Raw genomic sequence first — 16,210 nt, 5'->3', positions numbered from 1 at the left:
TCAGTTACCGGGGTTTCTAGTAATGCCCGACTAGAAAAGAGAATACCGTCTGTCCTAGTAGCTGTCAACTGGCTTTTCTAGTGCGGCGTTGGGTACAGTGTTGACATGGCGAGTCACGACGAGAATATTGGCCAGATCCTCACGCTCAAACGCGGGGAGATGTCCCAACAGGCCCTAGCCGAGGCAATGCGGGCGCGAGGTTGGAAGTGGTCACAGGCCACTGTCTGGAGTGTTGAGAAAGGGGAAAGGCCGCTGCGGATGGCGGAAGGCGCGGACCTGGCCGCCATTCTTGGCATGGACGTCAAGGAGTTCCTTGCCACGCCTGAGGGTGAAGCGCTCCTTGAGGAAATTCGGGTGGCTGTCGCTCATGTCCACGCCGCTGAGAAAAAGATCTGGGATGCGGCCCACGAGTATGAGGGGGCGGTGGGCTCGGCTGAATGGGTCGCCTCGAAAATAGAAACGCGGGCCTCTGAACTACCTGCCGGCACGATCGAGGCTGGGCGCCTCCGGTACTGGATGGAAAAGCTGCAGAAGTCACAGGGCCGATTGCCAGACTCCGTGATCCGCGAATACATGGAGGTGCGATATGGCGAGCATCCAGAAGAGGCCTGATGGCCAGTGGCGGGCCCGGTACCGGGACGCGGCCGGGAAGGAGCACGCCCAGCACTATTCGCGGAAGATCGACGCTCAGCGTTGGCTTGATGAAGTAACGGCATCCGTGGTCACTGGCCGGTACGTCGATCCGAAGGCCGGGAAGATCACGTTCGCTCAGTGGTTCGAGCAATGGGCCGAGGCTCAGGTGTGGGCGACTGGGACCAAGCTGAAAGCCGAACAAGCGCTGGCTATAGCCACATTCCGGGAACATCAGATCCGGTCAATCCTGCCGTCCCACGTACAGGCTTGGGTGAAGGGGATGTCCGCGAGGCTGGCGCCGGCCACGGTGAAGGTCTACTACAACATCGTGAGCTCTGCATTTCGTGCGGCGGTGACGGACAAGGTCATCGCGGAAAATCCCTGCACCGGGGCGAAGCTGCCCCGGGAGCGCCGTCGTGAAGCAGCAATGACCATTCCCACTCCGAAGCAACTGGGGGAGGCGCTGGAGGCCGCTCCGGACTGGTTTGAGCCCTTCGTCTCCGTCTGCGCGTTCGCCGGGCTGCGTCTGGGTGAAGCGGCGGGGTTGCAGCTGGCCGATGTGGATTTCCTGCGCCGGACGATCAGCGTCTCCCGGCAGATCCAGGGCAACACCAAGGCGTCGGCTGAAGTTGTTCCGCCGAAGCATGGTTCCGAGCGCGTCGTCTATGTCGCTGAAGAACTGATCCAGGTCCTGGCCCGGCACGTCGAAACGACTGGTGTGTTCGGTGCTGAGAAATGGCTGTTCGGGACCGGCGGAACCTACTTCAACCGCAACTCAGCGGCCGACCGCTGGCGGCAGGTTCGCGAGGCGTCCGGCATAGGTGAGTTCACCCTCCACGACCTCCGGCACTTTTACGCCTCAGGTCTCATCGCTGATGGGTGCGACGTCGTTACCGTGCAGCGGGCGCTGGGCCACGCCGCGCCATCGATCACCCTGAACACTTATTCCCACCTCTGGCCGACCGCCGAAGACAAGACAAGGACCGCAGGATCAAGGCTGATCGCTGCGGTCCTCGGGGATTCTGCGGACTCTGTGCGGACTGGGGAAGTAACTTCCCTGTAATCACGCGGCAGGATCGGCCTTAGCTGCGGAAGTTCACGAACTGCAGGTCCGCCTCGTCGAAGCCCTTGAGTAGGTTCATGGTCTCCTGCAGGTCGTCGCGGGACTTGGAAGTCACCCGGAGCTCGTCACCCTGGATCTGCGACTTGACGGACTTGGGACCCTCGTCGCGGATGAGCTTGTTGATCTTCTTCGCGAGGTCCTGCGCGATGCCCTCCTTGATGGTGGTCTCGAGCCGGAACTCCTTGCCGGACGGGTAGGGCTCGCCCGTGTCGAGGGACTTCAAGGATATGCCGCGGCGGATGAGCTTGGACTGCAGCACATCCAGGACCGCGAGGACACGCTCTTCCGAGTTGGCCTTCATCAGGATCTTCTCGCCGCTGAAATCGACCTCGGCGCCGACGCCCTTGAAGTCGTACCGCTGGACCAGTTCCTTCTGCGCCTGGTGCAGCGCGTTGGCGACTTCCTGCTTGTCGACCTTGCTGACGACGTCGAATGTGGATTCGCCTGCCATGACTGTTCTCCTGGTGGTTGGGGGCGCCCGGTGAGGGGTCGTTGTGTCTGGAATCAAGCCTAGTACGGATGCCCCTGATGTGAAGGCCGCGGGGGTGTAGCCACCTTTAGGGTCCCCTCCACAGTCCCCTGCGCGGTCCTCTTCACAGTCCGCTCAACGGTCCCCTTCACAGTCCGCTCAAAGCTAAGTCACGGCGGGAACGAAGTTTCGGGCCGCAGAGTTGGAGGTGTTGGAAAGAGTCGCTCGAAAGGTACAGCTCATGCAGAACAAAGCCGTCCGTTACGTCGTCCGCTCCACGGCAGCCGCCGCCGGCAGTATCGCCACCGCCGCGAGCTCGGTGGCAGCCGCGACACTGGCGGCCTCGATCATCTTCAGCCCGGCCGCCGATGCCTCGTCGCGGCTGGACGGCGTCCATGCTGATCTGGCCCGCGCCGTCCAGCTGAACCAGATCACGGAGGAGCAGGCGGCGCGGTTTGAGTCCAGACTGGCCGGCCGCATCCTGGGAGATGCCTGATTTCCGGGCTTTTTCCGGCCTCAAAGCGCCGATTCGATTCTTCGGCAGAAGTTCTGTAAAGTTGTCTTGCCCGCGGTTACTGGAAGCGGAACGGACTGGAAACAGACGTTCTGACGATGGAGGCCGCGAGTGATCTTCTTTTGAAGTTCGGCAGATTACCCGAGCGGCCAAAGGGGGCTGACTGTAAATCAGCTGGCAACGCCTACGGGGGTTCGAATCCCTCATCTGCCACCCTTGGAATAGCCTCCGGAACCAACAGGTTCCGGGGGCTATTTCTTTGCCCTGGGCGGGCGCGGTATCCGGGTCAGGGGTCAGGGGCCAACCCGCCGGCGACGGCGTCAGCGCCTGGCAGACAACCGGCCCAGCGAGAGGGAATCGCCGAAGCGGCAAGTGCGATTCTCCCGGGGAGCGTCGCCGCACTGACTGTCTACGAGAACATCTGGGCGGCACCCTTCGTGGCGGCCGTTCGCGGCGGCGGGGGTGAGCTCGTCGCGAGTTCAAGGATCCCCGCCCCGGACGTCATGGCAGCGCTCGGAGCGCTCGACGGTGTGCCGCCCGTGGGCTGACACACAAGACGCGATGCCAGAGGACAATAACAAGGGGACTGCTTAGGGGTATGGCGCGGACGGCGGTCGTCGCCGGGACGGCATCTGCGGTCAGCGGCCGCGTCCAGCGCAGGCAGGCTTCGAAGTTCGCCGAAAAGGACGCCGCGACCGCTGCGAAGCAGCAGGAGGCCTACGACGCGCAGATGGGCCAGCAGCAAGCCGAGTACCAGCAACCGGCTCCGCCCCCGCCCGCCGCAGAAGGAATCTCCAACGAGGCCATCCAGCAGCTGAAAGAGCTCGCGGCGCTGAAGGAGCAAGGGATTCTCACGGAACAGGAATTCGGGGTGCAGAAGGCGAAGATCCTTAACGGCTAAGTCACGGCTAAGTCCGGCCGCCCTGCCTGCCCCGAACAAACACCCCCGCGCTGCCTGGAGGGCAGCTGCGGGGATAATCCCGTGTGGGTTCGGTCTCCTGCGGACCGGGTCCTGTCAGCTGACTTTGGACCCGGCGAGGATACCGTCGATCTGGGCGAGGGCCTGCTTCATGCCCTCTTCCATGCCCATGGCGAGCACCTTCTCCAGCGCCTCCGCGGAGTCAAAGGTCGACACCACGGTCATCCGGGTGCGGTGGCCGATTGCCTCAAGCTCCATGACGGCGTGGCTGATGCCCATCGCGGGAACCGGGTCGCCGTCCTCGTCCGCGAACCCGTCGTCGAACTCCAGACGGCGTGGGGCCTCGATGGCGGTGAACCGCCACCATCCCCGGCTCTTCTCGCCTTCGGGCCCGGTCATGTAATAGCTGGCCTTTCCCCCGGACACGAAGTCGTGGCTGTCGAACGTCGCGGGCCAGGTGGGCGGGCCCCACCAGCGCTCCAGCTTGCGCGGGTCTTCCCAGACCTGCCAGACCCGCTCGACGCCGGCATCGAACTCGGCGACCACGGTGAAGCTCAGGGCTTCGGCATTCTTCTGCGAACTGATTACGGTCATGACGGAACTCTCTTCCTATCCCTCTGCGAGAATGTCTGCGATCCGCTCGGCCCGCTGCCGCCAGATCGTCTCGTACTCATCGAGCAGCCGTCGAGCGCGTTGTAGGCCATCGTGGTGGGCCCGCACGATCTGCTCCCGTCCGCGCCGTTCCTTCGTCACGAGGAAGGCGCGCTCCAATACCGCCACGTGCTTCTGTACGGCGGCGAAACTCATGGTGTAGTGCTCCGCCAGCCCAGATACCGAAGACTCGCCGGCCGTCACGCGGGTGACGATGTCCCGGCGGGTGGCATCGGCGAACGCCTGGAACAGGCGGTCAAGGTCAGCGTTCCCGAGCTCATCTACAACCATTTGGTTGTAGAATAATCCGCCGGTTCCGCCGTGTCAACAGGTTTTTCTGTGGGCTATTTGGCGATGCCGGGGTGCACCGCGACGAACTCGATCGCATTGGCAGGCTGGACGGTCCTTTTCGGCGCCCGGGAATATCCCTTCGCGTCCAGGTGGTTCTCTGCCCGGTACACGGCCAGGGCCTCGTCGTAGAGGGTGTTGAGCTGCTGGCCGGTGAACTCCTCCGTGGAGCCGTCTTGGAAAGTGACGGCAATGACGGTGCTGCCGGGGAAGTGCCTCTTCATGCGGATGAAGCCTTCGGCGTCCTGCTGGAGATTGATCAATGCGGTCCTGCCTTCGTATGGGGGGCTTCCAGTCTCCCGCACGTTCTTCGGAACGCCCGCATGCGGGGCCCGACGGAGCGGAAGGCCCCTCGTGGAGGAGCCTTCCCTGGTTGTCGGTCAGACCTTCTCGCGGGTCCCGTCAGTCGTGGCCGGCTCCTCGACGGTGAACTCCCTGCTGCGGCGGGGGAAAGCCCAGAACTTGAAGCCAGGCGATTCCACCCGGGGCTCCGGGCGCTCCTCAGTGTCCGTTGATTCATCCTTCTTGATGTCCCGCCGGAACTCTTTGTTGTACGGATAGCACATCACTGACCTCCTCATCGTGACTGCCCTTTAATCCTCCTCCGCATCCCCCCGGACGTCGATACCCTGCCTGCCGAACCGGGGAAGTGCCTGGGGACTGCGGGGGAGGCCCTTCCGGATCGGCCGCGGACCGGCTCTACTGAAGCCTGTGACACACAACGGAGGGGCAACCATGACGTCCAACGGAGCACGGGAAATCGTGGCGGGCAGCCCTGCCCCGGCTGCGGCCATTTTTGTCCTGCCGAGCCGCTTTTCCAGGTGGCCACCGGCAGGGCCGATGCGGGAGCGGCGGGATTGTTCGTTCTCGGCCGGCATTGCTGGCCGGCGGACTCGGATCGCCCGGCGTCGGACTCCTCCGGCGCTCCCGCGACTTGAAGACCGCGCGGAGCTACGCTGCCGGGGAGGCGTCCTCCCGTGACGAGGTCCGCAGGTTAAGCCTCTCGCGATCCCCAAGTCGTACGGCACGGTACCGCCGCTGTCGTGACGAGGTCCGGTGCCGGCGGGAACTGGAGAAAACACCCGGTAGCAGGTATCCAATACCGCCGGATTTCTGCCCGCGGCGAAGTAGGGTGGTGCGGTTCGCTGTCGAATATAGGGAGCCTTTGTGAAGTCGTTTGCATGTGGTGATGTAGTGCCCGGTTGTGAAGCCCGGTGGGTTTGCAGCACGGACGATGAAATCCTGGTCAACGTTGCCGCCCACGCAGCGTCCGCCCACGGCCTAGTGCATCTGCCGGCCGAGGTGGTCCAGTCCGTCCACAAAGCAATCGTGCCGGTTAGTTGAGCAGTCCTGCGGCAGGCGTGTCCGCTCCCAGCACCGGCGCCCCTGCGGGCGCGGACTGGAAAGAACTCTTGGCTGCCGCCTGCCGCCTGCCGTCTGCCGCCTGCCGCGGTGAAGGCCTGGGCGTGGCCTATCAGCCGATCGTCGATACCTCGCGCGGCACGGTGGTTGGCTATGAGGCGCTGGCACGCTTCCCGGGCTATTCCGAGAGAACCCCGAAGTGTGGTTTTCGGCAGCCCGTACCCACGAGCGATCCGCTGGACTGGAAGCGGCGGCCCTGCGGATCGCGCTCGCGGCCCGTGCCACACTGCCACCCAGCTGCTTTCTGACCCTCAACGTCTCACCCGACCTTCTCACTGCCGAGGAGATCCGAAGCGTGTGGCGGAGCGAGGGAAACCTGGGCGGGATAGTCGTCGAACTCACCGAGCAGACCCCCATCGATTCCTACCTCGGGCTGGAGCCGGATCTGAACCAGCTGCGCGCTGCCGGCGCGCTGATCGCCGTCGACGACGCCGGGGCCGGTTACGCGGGGTTGCGGCACCTGCTGGCGCTGCGATCCTCGCTGATCAAGATCGACCGCGAACTTATTCAGGATGTGGACCGCGATGAAGCCAAGCGGGCACTGATCGAGATGCTTGGCACTTTTGCCGGCCGGGTGGACGCGTGGATACTGGCCGAGGGCGTGGAGCGTGTGGAGGAACGTGATGCCTTGGTCTCCCTTGGCGTGCCGCTGGTGCAGGGCTACTACCTGGCCAGGCCGGCGCCGTCGTGGACCGGCATCGACCTGGACCTGGCACACCGTCTTGCCTCGAAACCGCCGGTAACCCATAAGTCCGTCATCCGCGACGTCCTCGAACCCGCCACCACGGCCGCGACCCCAGCGCTCGCCGCCGAAGCTTTTGCCGGAAACCCGGCGCTTCAATCGGTGGTGCTGATCGGGGAGCACTTCCGGCCGGTCGCTGTGCTGGACCCGGTGGCCGCGGGACTGGGCATGGTGAGCCCCGGGATGCGCGTGAACCTCGATACCCCGCTGAGCGAAGCGTTGGCCCGGTCCATGATCCGGACTCCGTCCAGCCGGTTTAAGCCCCTTTTGGTGACGGACAATGCCGGCCGCTTTGCTGGCGTCGCCCGGATGGATCGGATGATCACTGCATTGGCGCGGCCGGGAGAATAGCCGGGTCGGCCTGCTCGCCGAGGAGACGGTCGGTGGCCGCATCGGGCAGCCCGTCGAAGTATTTCGCCAGGACCTCCCGGAAGACGGCCTGCCGGGGGTCGGCCCGGAGGAAAAGGGTCATCGAGGAGTGCAGCTTCCGCTCGTCGGTGCCGCCGAAGATCTGCCTCGCGGTGCGCCCTTCGAGGCCGGCCACAGCCCCGGCGCATTCGGCCAGCCGTGGACCCAGCACGGGGTGGCCCAGGTACGCTTTCGCTTCATCGAGCGAGGTCACGGCATATTTTCGTGCGGTCGGGCTCTGCCCGAGCCCGGCGAGCTGCGGGAACACGAACCACATCCAGTGGCTGCGCTTGGATCCCGCCCGGAGTTCGTCGAGGGCGTGCCGGTACGTGCCGCCGGCGTCCTGGGCCGCAGCAAACCGTTCCAGACCGAACGGATCCGCCACGGCGTCCTCCCCGGCTCCGGGTGACATCACTCCTCGAACCGGGCAGTCATATCGGTATCGCCGGCGATGGAAGCGACGACGGCCACCGCGACGTCGCGGATCTTCAAGTTCCTATTGTTGGAGGTATTCCGGAGGATCTTGAAGGCGGCTTCCCGCCCGCAGCGGTTCTGGGCCATGATCGCCCCGACCGCGATGTCGATGATGGTCCTCGACTGCATGGCGGCGGCAAGGTCATCCCGGGAGTCGCTGAGCCGGGAGAGCCTCAAGGCCAGCAGGAGGGCCCGGGAGGCTTCGACGGCAAACTCATGTGCGTGCTCGGCATCGTCGTTGGAGAATGCCTCGGCCCGCGTCGAGTGGAAGGTGACGACGGCCGAGCTGTCACCGTCGAGGACGATCGGGATCCGAAGTGTGCTGGCGGATCCCTCGCTGGTGCTGCCCCCTTCTATGGAAGCCTGTTTCCGCCGGTCTACGGTGATCCCGCAGGAGACCTCGGATCCCGGGCGCGAGAGTTCCGCCGCCGCAAGGCCGGCCAGGCCAGCCAGGAAATCGTCGACGCCGGACCCCGCCCGGGTGCTCTCCAGCAAAAGGCCCAGCAGTGCGCCGCTTCCGCCTCTGACGCCGCCTCCGATGTTGTGCGCCGGAGACGAATCGGCTCGGTTCTCACGCATGCTGCCCCCCAATTCCCAGCCGCACGCTCACAAAGCGGCGGCTTTCTCCCATCCTATTGCTGAGGATCCGCCGAAGGTAGCGAAGCGCCCTCCAGGATATCCGCGGCAATGGTGTGGAGCTTCGTGTCGGTTGCCCTGGCGGCCAGATGGAGCAGCTCCAGGGCCTGCTCCCTGCTGCACCTGTTCTGAATCATGATGAGGGCGACGGCGGCGTCAATGACGGCGCGGGACTTCAACGCGGACCGCAGGTGTTCCGGGTAAGTCTCCGGGGGGTGGACTTTGAGGGCGAGCCGTAATATCCGGGACATGGACGCGGCGTGGCGCTCCACCTCCGCGACCGTCTTGCTGTCGAAAACGCCGCTGGAGCGGGCATAGCAGTTCAGGGCCGCGGCTGAACCCGGATCCGTGGCGATCGGCACGGCCAGCACCGACCGGATGCCCTCGCCGGAGACCGCCGAAGCGTAGTGCGCCCAGCGGTCGTCAGCCGCCACGTTCGGGACAAGGACGGTGGTTCCGTGCCGCAGGGCCGTCAGGCAGGGGCCGTCGTCGAACGCGTATTGCTTCTCATCCAGCCGCTTCGCTTCCTCGCCGCTGCTGGCGACCGTGGCCGGGGAACCGTTCCGTTCCACCGTGATGGCACACAGCATGGGCTCCGGACCGCCGAGGCGGGTCGCAGAGATGGTGGTCAGGCTCAGGAGAAAGTCGGTGAACCCCGGACTTTCCAGCAGGAGATCCTGCAGTTGCTCGGGGGTGGGAGATGCGCCGGTACCGGAAACCATGCCGGCCTCAATCCTACGAACGCCGGAACGTATGGGACGCGCCGGCTTGGCGGTGGCGGACTCTTGATCGCACGCCACCCAAATAGCGAAACCCGGACCGGTCAAGGCCAACATCCAGCTACTACCGACACTACGCCGTGCGGGGGTTGTGAATATAGGCGCCCTGCCCAGCCCGCCGTATGCTTGAAACCTGCGGCGATGCGCGCCGGCTGGCCTCCCGCCGGTATGGACTTCTGAGGTGAAGATGAGCGTGGACCTGCCGCTGGCTGACGAGATCACCGCTGTTTTCGCCCGAGCCACGAAGCTGCTCCTGACGGAAGAGACGGTAGCCCACGCACTCCGGCTGGTTACCGACGCCGCAACGGCGGCTATACCCGGCGCGATCGGCGCCGGCGTATCCCTGATCAACCGTTCGGGTCTGCGGCATACGGCTGCCTCGTCCGACGCCGTCGTGGCTGAGGCCGACGCACTGCAGTACGAGCTGGAGGAAGGCCCGTGCATCACGGCCTGGGCGAGTGGGGAAACGGTTCTGGTGGAGGATCTGGCCTCGGACCGGCGATGGAAGCGTTGGGCTCCCGCCGCGGCGTCCCTGGGAATTTCGTCCTCGGTAAGTTGCCCCCTGCTGTCCGGCGGGCTGGCACTGGGGGCGGTGAAGGTCTACTCCGACGGCGGACAGTTCGCCGGCAACGGCACGGTCCGTTTGGCCGAGCTCTTTGCCGAGCAGGCGACGCTCTTTGTCATCCACTCGCACGCCCGTGAGGCTGCCCGGACGCTGAGTGACCGCCTGCAGGAGTCGCTGGCGCAGAGGGACACAATCAGCATGGCCAAGGGCCTGCTGATGGCCCGGAACAGCACCAATGACGACGTGGCACTTCGGGATTTGATGATGCTGTCGCGGCAGGCAGGGAAACCCCTGGCGCTGGTCGCGGCGGAACTGCTGGCTGCGGCCAGGACCTTCGAAAATTAAGCGCAGGACGACGGCATGGCCTTGGGCGACGAGGAGAGCGAACAACGGCAGCGATTTGCCGAATCGCTGCGCCATGCCGACGTCGGCATGGAAGAGCTGTGGCTGAGATATTTCACCCTCGGGGGCCACGCCGGACAGTTCGAGGTCGAGGCGTACATCCACGGCGCCATCGCGTTGCCCCCGCTGCAGCGGGACGTCCTCGCCCACGCACTGAACGAACGCCTCGATGAGCTGTATTCCCGGGCGCCCCGGGCGCCGTACAGCGTCGATGCCACCGACAAAACGCCCGGCGACACGTCGGACGACGGGTCCGAAAATGAGTCCGACGGCGGCTGACTGCCGCCTTGCTAGAGTCAGCAATAGGGCGAGTGATCCGGCCCGGTCCGCCACGGAGTGGGGGGCCGAGGAAGGTGGGTGGCATGTTCGCGTTCTTCACTGATACCAGCCTGGTGGAAGCCGGTCTGCTGGCCGCGACGTTCGTGCTGTGTTCGCTGATCGGCATTGAACGGCAGGTCCGCCAGAAGAGCGCGGGCTACCGGACCCATGTGCTGGTGGGGCTCGGCTCGTGCGCCTTCACTCTCGTGTCCGCGTACGGTTTCGCCTTCGTGACGGAGCCCGGTGCCGTCCTGGACCCGTCGCGCATCGCGGCCCAGATCGTCAGCGGCATCGGATTCCTGGGCGCCGGCGTTATCTTCAAGGGCCGGGACGTGGTCCGCGGCCTCACCACGGCCGCCACTATCTGGGTTTCCGCCGCGGTGGGCATGGCCTGCGGGGCCGGCATGGTTTCCCTGGGCGTGGTGCTGACGATCTTTCACCTTCTCACGCTGTTTGTGGTTGCCCCGGCGGTCCGCAGGATTCCGTCCGTGGACAGAAACCGCGTGATGCACATCGAGTACGCCGATGGCCAGGGAGTGCTGCGGCAGATCCTCGAAATCGCCACCACCATGGGGTTCAGTTCCTCGATTCTGCGGACCCGGAGGACCGGGAAGGAGCAGAAGCCGATGGTTGCGATGGAGGTGCGGTTTTTCGGCCGCCATCCGCTGCGCAACCTGGTTCTTCCCCTGATGGACCTGCGCGGCGTCGCCAGCGTGATTGTCCGGGGGACCGATTCGAGCGAGGACGACGACGACGATGACGAAGATTGAGGCGCTGCCTGGGGCTTCCGGATGACCGGGACCAGCCGGACCCTGGCGGGCAGCGTCCGGATCCGGGTGTTGAGAGCCACTGACGCGGAACCCATGTGCGCCGCGTACCTGCGCAACCGCGAACACCTCGCGCCCTGGGAACCACTGCGGGCCGAGGAGTTCTTCACCGTTGACGGCCAGATGATAAGTGTCCAGTCCAAGCTGGCACTGTTCATCGCGGGATCCGACGTTCCGTGGGTGCTGACCGACGGGGAAAAGATTGTGGGCCTGATGACCCTCAGCGGCATCGTCCGCGGGCCGTTCCTCAGTGCCCACCTCGGGTACTGGGTAGACAAGGACCATACCGGGCGCGGGATCGGCTCCGCGGCGGTCGCCTTCGCCGTCGACGCGGCGCGCGACGAGCTGGGCCTGCACCGGTTGCAGGCCGCCACCCTCCTGCACAACGCGGCCTCACAGAGGATCCTCCAGCGCTCGGGCTTCACGGAAATCGGCGTGGCAACGGCCTACCTCAACATTGCCGGTGGCTGGCGGGACCACATCCTCTTCCAGCGCATCCTGTACTGAGGCGCCGGACTGAAGCACCTGAAACTGAGGTGCCCGTTCCCGTGCCCGTGCCCGTGCCTGTGCCCGGCGCAAGCCGGCGGAACCGGGCGTGCGAGACTCTCTGGGTGACTGATGAATCGCTCGGGGCCCTGCATCATATTGAACTGTGGGTGCCGCACCTTGGCCGTGCCAAGGACGAATGGGGCTGGCTCCTGGCCCGGCTGGGCTACCAGGACTACCAGGACTGGCCGGACGGGTGCAGCTGGCGGCGGGGGCCGACGTACATCGTCGTTGAGGAATCCCCGGCCCTCAGCGGCCGGGAGCATGACCGTACCGCTCCCGGACTAAACCATTTGGCTTTCAGCGGCGGGACCAGGGAGCAGGTCGACGCGCTGGCCGCGGCCGCCGTCGGGCACGGCTGGCGTGAGCTGTTCCCGGAGAAGTATCCGCATGCCGGCGGCGCGGACCACTTCGCCGCGTACCTGGTGAATTCCGACGGCTTCGAAGCCGAGCTGATCGCCACGGACTGACGCCGCGCCCGTTCGGCTCAGCCGTTGCGCGGGTAGACGGCGAATGCCCGGGAATGTCCTCCGCAATCCAGAGGGCCGCGCCGGCATCGCCCACGGCCGCGTCCAGCAGCATTTGCCCCGACCCCGAGCCGTAGTGGCTGGCGAGCACGTAGCTGCCCCCAGCTCCCTGGGCGGGGGCCCGTCGTCATCGCGGCCGGCTCCGGTGCTCGCCCAGCCGATGAGGTCAGTCAGGTGCACCCGCGCAATGCCGGCCGCATCATCCAGCGCGGCGGCCCCGAACGGTCAGCTGTGTCGTCATCCGCATCCGCACAGCGTAATACGCATTTTTGCCCCAACCCGTGGCAGCGATCCGGGCGCCCCCTATCTGGGCTTCCCCGCGGGTGCCATGATTGCGCCGGAGCTGGCCATTATCGGCGGCTACCGGGCCCGCGGCGTCGAGGTGTGCCCCGAGGACGCATCCGAGGGCCTCGGGGTGATGGAGTTCCGCGAGGGTCTGGGCTCGTACCGTTCGCTGTGGACGTCCCTACTGGCGGGTAACATAGTCCCCATGCATCTGCTCCTCCGCACTCTTGTGCTGCTGTTCACGTCCGCCCGCCGCCCCCCGCTGAGCATCTGGGACACGTCGTCGCTGCCGCTGAAGGTCCTGCCGACCGACATTGACATCGCGATGCATGTCAACAACGGCATGTATTTCTCCCTAATGGACCTGGGCCGGTTCGACCTGATGGCCCGCAGCGGGACCTGGAAGACCATGCGCCGCCGGGGATGGAGCCCCGTGGCGGCCGGGGAGACCATCGCCTTCCGCCGGTCGCTGCAACTGTGGCAGCGGTACACGATCGAAACGAAGATCATCGGCCTCGACGAGAAGGCCATCTACTTCGAGCAGCGCATGGTGGTGGACGGGGAAATCTACGCCCGGGCCTTTATCGCCACCCGCCTGGTCAGCAAGGGCAAGCCGGTCAGCCAGGAGGACATCCTCCGGGAGTTCGGTGCGCCGCCGGCGGACCTGGAACTGCCCGAGTGGATCCACGAATGGCGCGAAACCAACGCCCTCCCCGGCGCGCGCCGCCCGGCGCCCCACGTCTGGGCCTGAGGCGGGCCCGGCCTGAGGCGGGCTGGGCCTGGGCAGGCCAGGGATTACCGTCCCACGTCGCGCCGGCTCAGAGCCGCCGCGCTGAGCGCCACGAGAACGGCCGAAAGTCCCCACAGCCAGCCGGCGGCCGCCCAGTCCGCGCCGTTGGCCACCGGGTTGTTGCCGTACGCCCAACTGTAGGGCGAGACGTTCAGGAGCCAGTCGACGTCCTCGCTTTGCCGGCCCACGGCATTGAACACATAGCCCAGGACGCCGACGCCGGCGCCGGCGGCCAGCCCGTAGGTCTTCCGCCCCGTCACCGCGCCGGCGAACAGCGCCGTGCTGCCCGAGAGCATCGTCAGCCCGGCGAACAGCACCGAGGCGCCGAAAAGGTTCTCCGGCCTGATGTTCAGCTGGGCGGAATCGGTCAGGAGCCGGATCAGCACAAACACCAGGGAGACGAGCAGCAGCACGCGCAGCAGGATGGCCAGCGCCCGCTCCAGGACCACCTGCGAGCGGGTCACGCCGTGCGCCAGGGTGAGTTCCAGCTGGCCCGATTCCTCGTCCCCGCCGACCGCCGCCGCACCCCACGCCACCGAGGAGATGGTCATCAGCAGGAAGCCGATCAGCCCGAACATGGTGGCCTGGGTGTAGCCGGGTCCCGAGGTGATCTGGTCGTAGTTGAGGGCCTTGATCATCTCCGGCGGGAAGGCATCCATCACGCCCTGCATCTCCGGGCTTCCGCCGATCGAGGGATAGAGCGGCAGGTAGAGGAAAATCGTGGCGGCGAGCCCTGCCGCCCACCCGAGCGTGGAACGCCAGGAGTCCACGAACGCCCGCGTGAACAGCGGCAGCGGCTTGCTCATGCGCCGTGTCGTTTCCGTCTGCGGCGTCCGGTGCCGTTTGGGGGGCCGCCGTTTGTGCTGCCGGCGGCGCCGCCGTTGCCGTTGCCATGGATGGTGCCGTAGAGCTCAAGGACCGATTCCTCCAGGTCCGGCTCCTCCAGCACCAGTTCGGTGAGCGTGAGGGAGGCCAGGACATGGAGCAGCGGCTGGATCGCGCCGCCCACCGTGGCGGACAGCTCGACGCCGTCGCCCGCCGGAAGCACCTCAAGGTGACCGATCCCGGGCACCCCGGCCAGCAGCGCGCCGGCGTCGGCCGCCGAAATCCCGGCGGCTGTGAACCGCACGTGCCGGACCGCGCCTTCCCGCAGGCTGTCCACGGTGGCGACGGTCATGATGCGGCCGTCGCGGAGGATCGCGACCCGGTCGGCGGCCTGCTGGACTTCGCTGAGCACATGGGAACTGAGGAAGACCGTCTGCCCGTTGGCCTGGGCCTCGCGGACCATGGTCAGGAATTCCTGCTGGACCAGGGGGTCCAGCCCGCTCGTCGGCTCGTCCAGCACAAGCAACTCAGGATCATGCATAAAGGCCTGGACGAGCCCCAGTTTCTGCTTGTTGCCCTTGGAGAGCTTGCGGGTGTGGCGGTCCAGATCCAGGCCCAGCCGTTCGGCCAGGGCATCGACCCGGCCCGGCCGGACGGGGCCGCTGATGTCGGCGTAATGTGACAGCAGTTTGCGGCCGGTGATCCGCCCCTCCAGGAACAGTTCGCCGGGCAGATAACCGATCCGGCGGCGGAGCGCCGGGCCCGCCGTCCGGGGGTTCTCGCCCAGCACCGTCGACGCGCCGGCGGTGGGCCGGATGATGTCCAGCAGGCACCGCATGACGGTCGTCTTGCCCGCACCGTTGGGCCCGATCACGCCAAAGACGGAGCCCTTCTCGATGCCGAAGCTGACCCCGTGCAGGACTTCACGGCGGCCGAACTTTTTGGTCAGGGAGTCGACCGTGATGGCCTGGCTGGCGGTGTTCTCCGGGTCCGGGGGCATGGCGCCGATGGTAGGCCGTGGCCGCCGCGCGGGCTAGGGTCCTAGGGCCCCGGGCCGGATGGCAGGGCGGGGGAGGGCCGTCACATGGATGTGCCAACAGCGAAATGCGGGGGACAAGCCGGGGCTGCTCGCGTACCGTTGACCCATGGCTACCGTAGACCTTACAGGTGAACAGTTCGCATCCACCGTCGAGGACAATGACATTGTCCTCGTTGATTTCTGGGCCGAATGGTGCGGCCCGTGCAAGCAGTTCGGCCCCACCTACGCCGCAGTTTCCGAGAAGCACCAGGACGTCGTCTTCTCCAAGGTGGACACCGAGGCCGAGCAGCAGCTCGCCGCCGAGGCCGGCATCACGTCCATCCCGACGCTGATGGCGTTCCGCGAAAAGGTGCTCGTGTTCTCCCAGCCGGGCGCGCTGAATGCCCAGCAGCTGGAGCAGGTCGTGGACGCCGTCAAGGCCCTGGACATGGAAGAAGTCCACGCGCACGTGGCCAGGTCCCAGGCCGAGGCCGCCGCCGCGTCCGGCAAGCAGGATGGCAGCCAGATCCCGGAGGCCTAAGCGCCACCCCTCACCGGCGGACAGCAACGCCCCGGAATAAGGCAACGCGGGGTCACTCCGCGCCCATAATGTAACGATTTATGGGCGCGGAGTGACCCCGCGTTTTTTGGTTCTGTCGAGGTTCTGGTCCGGCTAGAGCTTCACGAGTTTGACCGGCTCGGCCAGCAGGGCGCTGAGGGATTCATTGAGGTCCTGGACCGCGGTGCCTTTCGAGTGCGTGTCCAGGTCATCCTGCGAGGCCCACCGTTCGGTGAGGACCAGCTTGTCCTCGCTGGCCTCGGTGAGCTCGTACCGGATGCAGCCGGGCTCGTTGACCACCTCGTCAATCGCGATCTCCAGCGCGAGCTTCACACGGAAGAACTCGCCGTCGTTGGGGATGAAGATGGCCTGAAGGTCGATGGGTGCGCTCATGGTTTTCACAATACCGGGCGTCGGCAATGTGTCCCGA

24 protein-coding genes and 1 tRNA gene are annotated in these 16,210 nt (G+C 66.0%); 14 read left to right on the top strand and 11 right to left on the bottom strand.

The window, feature by feature from the left end; all coding sequences use genetic code 11:
- Positions 1-105: 105 nt before the first annotated feature.
- Positions 106-612: a helix-turn-helix domain-containing protein gene (locus tag ACZYZ3_RS02875; protein ID WP_463962331.1), complete on the top strand. Its 507-nt coding sequence runs from the start codon at positions 106-108 to the stop codon at positions 610-612.
- The gene (locus ACZYZ3_RS02870) at positions 587-1,696 is read left to right on the top strand and encodes a tyrosine-type recombinase/integrase (protein WP_463962330.1); all 1,110 of its coding nucleotides are present in this window, start codon (positions 587-589) and stop codon (positions 1,694-1,696) included. Before ACZYZ3_RS02875 ends, ACZYZ3_RS02870 begins: the two co-directional genes overlap by 26 nt.
- 19 nt (positions 1,697-1,715) lie before the next feature.
- On the opposite strand, the gene ACZYZ3_RS02865 is transcribed toward ACZYZ3_RS02870, so the two are convergent.
- On the bottom strand, positions 1,716-2,207 hold the full coding sequence (locus tag ACZYZ3_RS02865) for a YajQ family cyclic di-GMP-binding protein (RefSeq protein ID WP_463962329.1): 492 nt from the start codon (positions 2,205-2,207) through the stop codon (positions 1,716-1,718).
- 259 nt (positions 2,208-2,466) lie between these two features.
- Between ACZYZ3_RS02865 and ACZYZ3_RS02860 the strand changes: the two genes are divergently transcribed.
- From ACZYZ3_RS02860 to ACZYZ3_RS02850, 3 genes are all read left to right on the top strand, one after another.
- Positions 2,467-2,721 carry a hypothetical protein gene (locus tag ACZYZ3_RS02860; protein WP_463962328.1) on the top strand — a complete coding sequence of 85 codons (255 nt, stop codon included), beginning with the start codon at positions 2,467-2,469 and terminating at the stop codon, positions 2,719-2,721.
- A gap of 149 nt (positions 2,722-2,870) precedes the next feature.
- A tRNA-Tyr gene (locus ACZYZ3_RS02855) sits at positions 2,871-2,952 on the top strand.
- A gap of 385 nt (positions 2,953-3,337) precedes the next feature.
- A complete protein-coding gene (locus tag ACZYZ3_RS02850; protein ID WP_463962327.1) occupies positions 3,338-3,640 on the top strand; it encodes an SHOCT domain-containing protein in 303 nt (100 codons plus the stop codon).
- Positions 3,641-3,754: 114 nt separating this feature from the next.
- Here ACZYZ3_RS02850 and ACZYZ3_RS02845 read toward each other — a convergent pair whose 3' ends face one another.
- The 4 genes from ACZYZ3_RS02845 to ACZYZ3_RS02830 all read right to left on the bottom strand — a co-directional run bounded on the left by ACZYZ3_RS02845 (position 3,755) and on the right by ACZYZ3_RS02830 (position 5,223).
- Entirely contained in the window at positions 3,755-4,252 is a 498-nt protein-coding gene (locus ACZYZ3_RS02845) for an SRPBCC family protein (protein WP_463962326.1), read from the bottom strand.
- 15 nt (positions 4,253-4,267) lie between these two features.
- Positions 4,268-4,600, bottom strand: coding sequence for an ArsR/SmtB family transcription factor (locus ACZYZ3_RS02840; protein WP_463962325.1), 333 nt, complete (start codon positions 4,598-4,600; stop codon positions 4,268-4,270).
- Positions 4,601-4,653: 53 nt separating this feature from the next.
- On the bottom strand, positions 4,654-4,920 hold the full coding sequence (locus ACZYZ3_RS02835) for a hypothetical protein (RefSeq protein WP_463962324.1): 267 nt from the start codon (positions 4,918-4,920) through the stop codon (positions 4,654-4,656).
- A 117-nt stretch (positions 4,921-5,037) separates the two neighbouring features.
- A complete protein-coding gene (locus ACZYZ3_RS02830; RefSeq protein WP_463962323.1) occupies positions 5,038-5,223 on the bottom strand; it encodes a hypothetical protein in 186 nt (61 codons plus the stop codon).
- Between the two features lie 601 nt (positions 5,224-5,824).
- Here ACZYZ3_RS02830 and ACZYZ3_RS02825 point away from each other — a divergent pair.
- Together ACZYZ3_RS02825 and ACZYZ3_RS02820 are read left to right on the top strand one after the other, a co-directional pair.
- On the top strand, positions 5,825-6,001 hold the full coding sequence (locus ACZYZ3_RS02825; protein WP_463962322.1) for a DUF1059 domain-containing protein: 177 nt from the start codon (positions 5,825-5,827) through the stop codon (positions 5,999-6,001).
- Between the two features lie 217 nt (positions 6,002-6,218).
- Positions 6,219-7,172: an EAL domain-containing protein gene (locus ACZYZ3_RS02820; protein ID WP_463962321.1), complete on the top strand. Its 954-nt coding sequence runs from the start codon at positions 6,219-6,221 to the stop codon at positions 7,170-7,172.
- Here ACZYZ3_RS02820 and ACZYZ3_RS02815 read toward each other — a convergent pair.
- Genes ACZYZ3_RS02815 through ACZYZ3_RS02805 form a run of 3 tightly spaced genes read right to left on the bottom strand, consistent with a single transcriptional unit; the run spans position 7,144 to position 9,061 of the window.
- Positions 7,144-7,641, bottom strand: coding sequence for a DUF1810 domain-containing protein (locus ACZYZ3_RS02815; RefSeq protein WP_463962320.1), 498 nt, complete (start codon positions 7,639-7,641; stop codon positions 7,144-7,146). The genes ACZYZ3_RS02820 and ACZYZ3_RS02815 overlap by 29 nt on opposite strands.
- On the bottom strand, positions 7,641-8,282 hold the full coding sequence (locus ACZYZ3_RS02810; protein WP_463962319.1) for an ANTAR domain-containing protein: 642 nt from the start codon (positions 8,280-8,282) through the stop codon (positions 7,641-7,643). Before ACZYZ3_RS02810 ends, ACZYZ3_RS02815 begins: the two co-directional genes overlap by 1 nt.
- A 53-nt stretch (positions 8,283-8,335) precedes the next feature.
- Positions 8,336-9,061 carry a GAF and ANTAR domain-containing protein gene (locus ACZYZ3_RS02805; RefSeq protein WP_463962318.1) on the bottom strand — a complete coding sequence of 242 codons (726 nt, stop codon included), beginning with the start codon at positions 9,059-9,061 and terminating at the stop codon, positions 8,336-8,338.
- 244 nt (positions 9,062-9,305) lie between these two features.
- On the opposite strand from ACZYZ3_RS02805, the gene ACZYZ3_RS02800 reads away from it, so the two are divergent.
- The 6 genes from ACZYZ3_RS02800 (at position 9,306) to ACZYZ3_RS02775 (ending at position 13,339) form a co-directional block, all read left to right on the top strand.
- Complete coding sequence (locus ACZYZ3_RS02800; protein ID WP_463962501.1) at positions 9,306-10,028, top strand: GAF and ANTAR domain-containing protein; 723 nt, start codon at positions 9,306-9,308, stop codon at positions 10,026-10,028.
- Between the two features lie 15 nt (positions 10,029-10,043).
- A complete protein-coding gene (locus ACZYZ3_RS02795) occupies positions 10,044-10,364 on the top strand; it encodes a hypothetical protein (protein WP_463962317.1) in 321 nt (106 codons plus the stop codon).
- An 83-nt stretch (positions 10,365-10,447) separates the two neighbouring features.
- Positions 10,448-11,173: an MgtC/SapB family protein gene (locus ACZYZ3_RS02790; RefSeq protein WP_463962316.1), complete on the top strand. Its 726-nt coding sequence runs from the start codon at positions 10,448-10,450 to the stop codon at positions 11,171-11,173.
- A 21-nt stretch (positions 11,174-11,194) separates the two neighbouring features.
- A complete protein-coding gene (locus tag ACZYZ3_RS02785) occupies positions 11,195-11,737 on the top strand; it encodes a GNAT family N-acetyltransferase (protein ID WP_463962315.1) in 543 nt (180 codons plus the stop codon).
- Positions 11,738-11,841: 104 nt separating this feature from the next.
- Positions 11,842-12,246 carry a VOC family protein gene (locus ACZYZ3_RS02780; protein ID WP_463962314.1) on the top strand — a complete coding sequence of 135 codons (405 nt, stop codon included), beginning with the start codon at positions 11,842-11,844 and terminating at the stop codon, positions 12,244-12,246.
- A gap of 547 nt (positions 12,247-12,793) precedes the next feature.
- Positions 12,794-13,339: an acyl-CoA thioesterase gene (locus ACZYZ3_RS02775; RefSeq protein WP_463962500.1), complete on the top strand. Its 546-nt coding sequence runs from the start codon at positions 12,794-12,796 to the stop codon at positions 13,337-13,339.
- Positions 13,340-13,383: 44 nt separating this feature from the next.
- On the opposite strand, the gene ACZYZ3_RS02770 is transcribed toward ACZYZ3_RS02775, so the two are convergent.
- Together ACZYZ3_RS02770 and ACZYZ3_RS02765 are read right to left on the bottom strand one after the other, a co-directional pair.
- Positions 13,384-14,184, bottom strand: coding sequence for an ABC transporter permease subunit (locus ACZYZ3_RS02770; protein WP_463962313.1), 801 nt, complete (start codon positions 14,182-14,184; stop codon positions 13,384-13,386).
- Complete coding sequence (locus tag ACZYZ3_RS02765) at positions 14,181-15,203, bottom strand: ABC transporter ATP-binding protein (RefSeq protein ID WP_463962312.1); 1,023 nt, start codon at positions 15,201-15,203, stop codon at positions 14,181-14,183. The genes ACZYZ3_RS02770 and ACZYZ3_RS02765 overlap by 4 nt, the downstream gene beginning before the upstream one ends.
- Before the next feature lie 145 nt (positions 15,204-15,348).
- Here ACZYZ3_RS02765 and trxA point away from each other — a divergent pair, with 145 nt between their 5' ends.
- Complete coding sequence (gene trxA / locus ACZYZ3_RS02760) at positions 15,349-15,762, top strand: thioredoxin (RefSeq protein WP_463962311.1); 414 nt, start codon at positions 15,349-15,351, stop codon at positions 15,760-15,762.
- Between the two features lie 132 nt (positions 15,763-15,894).
- Here trxA and ACZYZ3_RS02755 read toward each other — a convergent pair whose 3' ends face one another.
- On the bottom strand, positions 15,895-16,173 hold the full coding sequence (locus ACZYZ3_RS02755; RefSeq protein WP_463962310.1) for a putative quinol monooxygenase: 279 nt from the start codon (positions 16,171-16,173) through the stop codon (positions 15,895-15,897).
- Positions 16,174-16,210: the final 37 nt, after the last annotated feature.

This window comes from Pseudarthrobacter linnaei (assembly GCF_055412825.1).
This window is presented reverse-complemented; position numbering and strand designations above follow the sequence as displayed.

Bases quoted from the DNA above. Each gene is read 5' to 3' on its own strand.
- ACZYZ3_RS02875 (WP_463962331.1), top strand. From the start codon at position 106: ATGGCGAGTCACGACGAGAATATTGGCCAGATCCTCACGCTCAAACGC.
- ACZYZ3_RS02870 (WP_463962330.1), top strand. From the start codon at position 587: ATGGCGAGCATCCAGAAGAGGCCTGATGGCCAGTGGCGGGCCCGGTAC.
- ACZYZ3_RS02865 (WP_463962329.1), bottom strand. From the start codon at position 2,207: ATGGCAGGCGAATCCACATTCGACGTCGTCAGCAAGGTCGACAAGCAG.
- ACZYZ3_RS02860 (WP_463962328.1), top strand. From the start codon at position 2,467: ATGCAGAACAAAGCCGTCCGTTACGTCGTCCGCTCCACGGCAGCCGCC.
- ACZYZ3_RS02850 (WP_463962327.1), top strand. From the start codon at position 3,338: ATGGCGCGGACGGCGGTCGTCGCCGGGACGGCATCTGCGGTCAGCGGC.
- ACZYZ3_RS02845 (WP_463962326.1), bottom strand. From the start codon at position 4,252: ATGACCGTAATCAGTTCGCAGAAGAATGCCGAAGCCCTGAGCTTCACC.
- ACZYZ3_RS02840 (WP_463962325.1), bottom strand. From the start codon at position 4,600: ATGGTTGTAGATGAGCTCGGGAACGCTGACCTTGACCGCCTGTTCCAG.
- ACZYZ3_RS02830 (WP_463962323.1), bottom strand. From the start codon at position 5,223: ATGTGCTATCCGTACAACAAAGAGTTCCGGCGGGACATCAAGAAGGAT.
- ACZYZ3_RS02815 (WP_463962320.1), bottom strand. From the start codon at position 7,641: ATGTCACCCGGAGCCGGGGAGGACGCCGTGGCGGATCCGTTCGGTCTG.
- ACZYZ3_RS02810 (WP_463962319.1), bottom strand. From the start codon at position 8,282: ATGCGTGAGAACCGAGCCGATTCGTCTCCGGCGCACAACATCGGAGGC.
- ACZYZ3_RS02805 (WP_463962318.1), bottom strand. From the start codon at position 9,061: ATGGTTTCCGGTACCGGCGCATCTCCCACCCCCGAGCAACTGCAGGAT.
- ACZYZ3_RS02800 (WP_463962501.1), top strand. From the start codon at position 9,306: ATGAGCGTGGACCTGCCGCTGGCTGACGAGATCACCGCTGTTTTCGCC.
- ACZYZ3_RS02795 (WP_463962317.1), top strand. From the start codon at position 10,044: ATGGCCTTGGGCGACGAGGAGAGCGAACAACGGCAGCGATTTGCCGAA.
- ACZYZ3_RS02790 (WP_463962316.1), top strand. From the start codon at position 10,448: ATGTTCGCGTTCTTCACTGATACCAGCCTGGTGGAAGCCGGTCTGCTG.
- ACZYZ3_RS02785 (WP_463962315.1), top strand. From the start codon at position 11,195: ATGACCGGGACCAGCCGGACCCTGGCGGGCAGCGTCCGGATCCGGGTG.
- ACZYZ3_RS02775 (WP_463962500.1), top strand. From the start codon at position 12,794: ATGCATCTGCTCCTCCGCACTCTTGTGCTGCTGTTCACGTCCGCCCGC.
- ACZYZ3_RS02770 (WP_463962313.1), bottom strand. From the start codon at position 14,184: ATGAGCAAGCCGCTGCCGCTGTTCACGCGGGCGTTCGTGGACTCCTGG.
- ACZYZ3_RS02765 (WP_463962312.1), bottom strand. From the start codon at position 15,203: ATGCCCCCGGACCCGGAGAACACCGCCAGCCAGGCCATCACGGTCGAC.
- trxA (WP_463962311.1), top strand. From the start codon at position 15,349: ATGGCTACCGTAGACCTTACAGGTGAACAGTTCGCATCCACCGTCGAG.
- ACZYZ3_RS02755 (WP_463962310.1), bottom strand. From the start codon at position 16,173: ATGAGCGCACCCATCGACCTTCAGGCCATCTTCATCCCCAACGACGGC.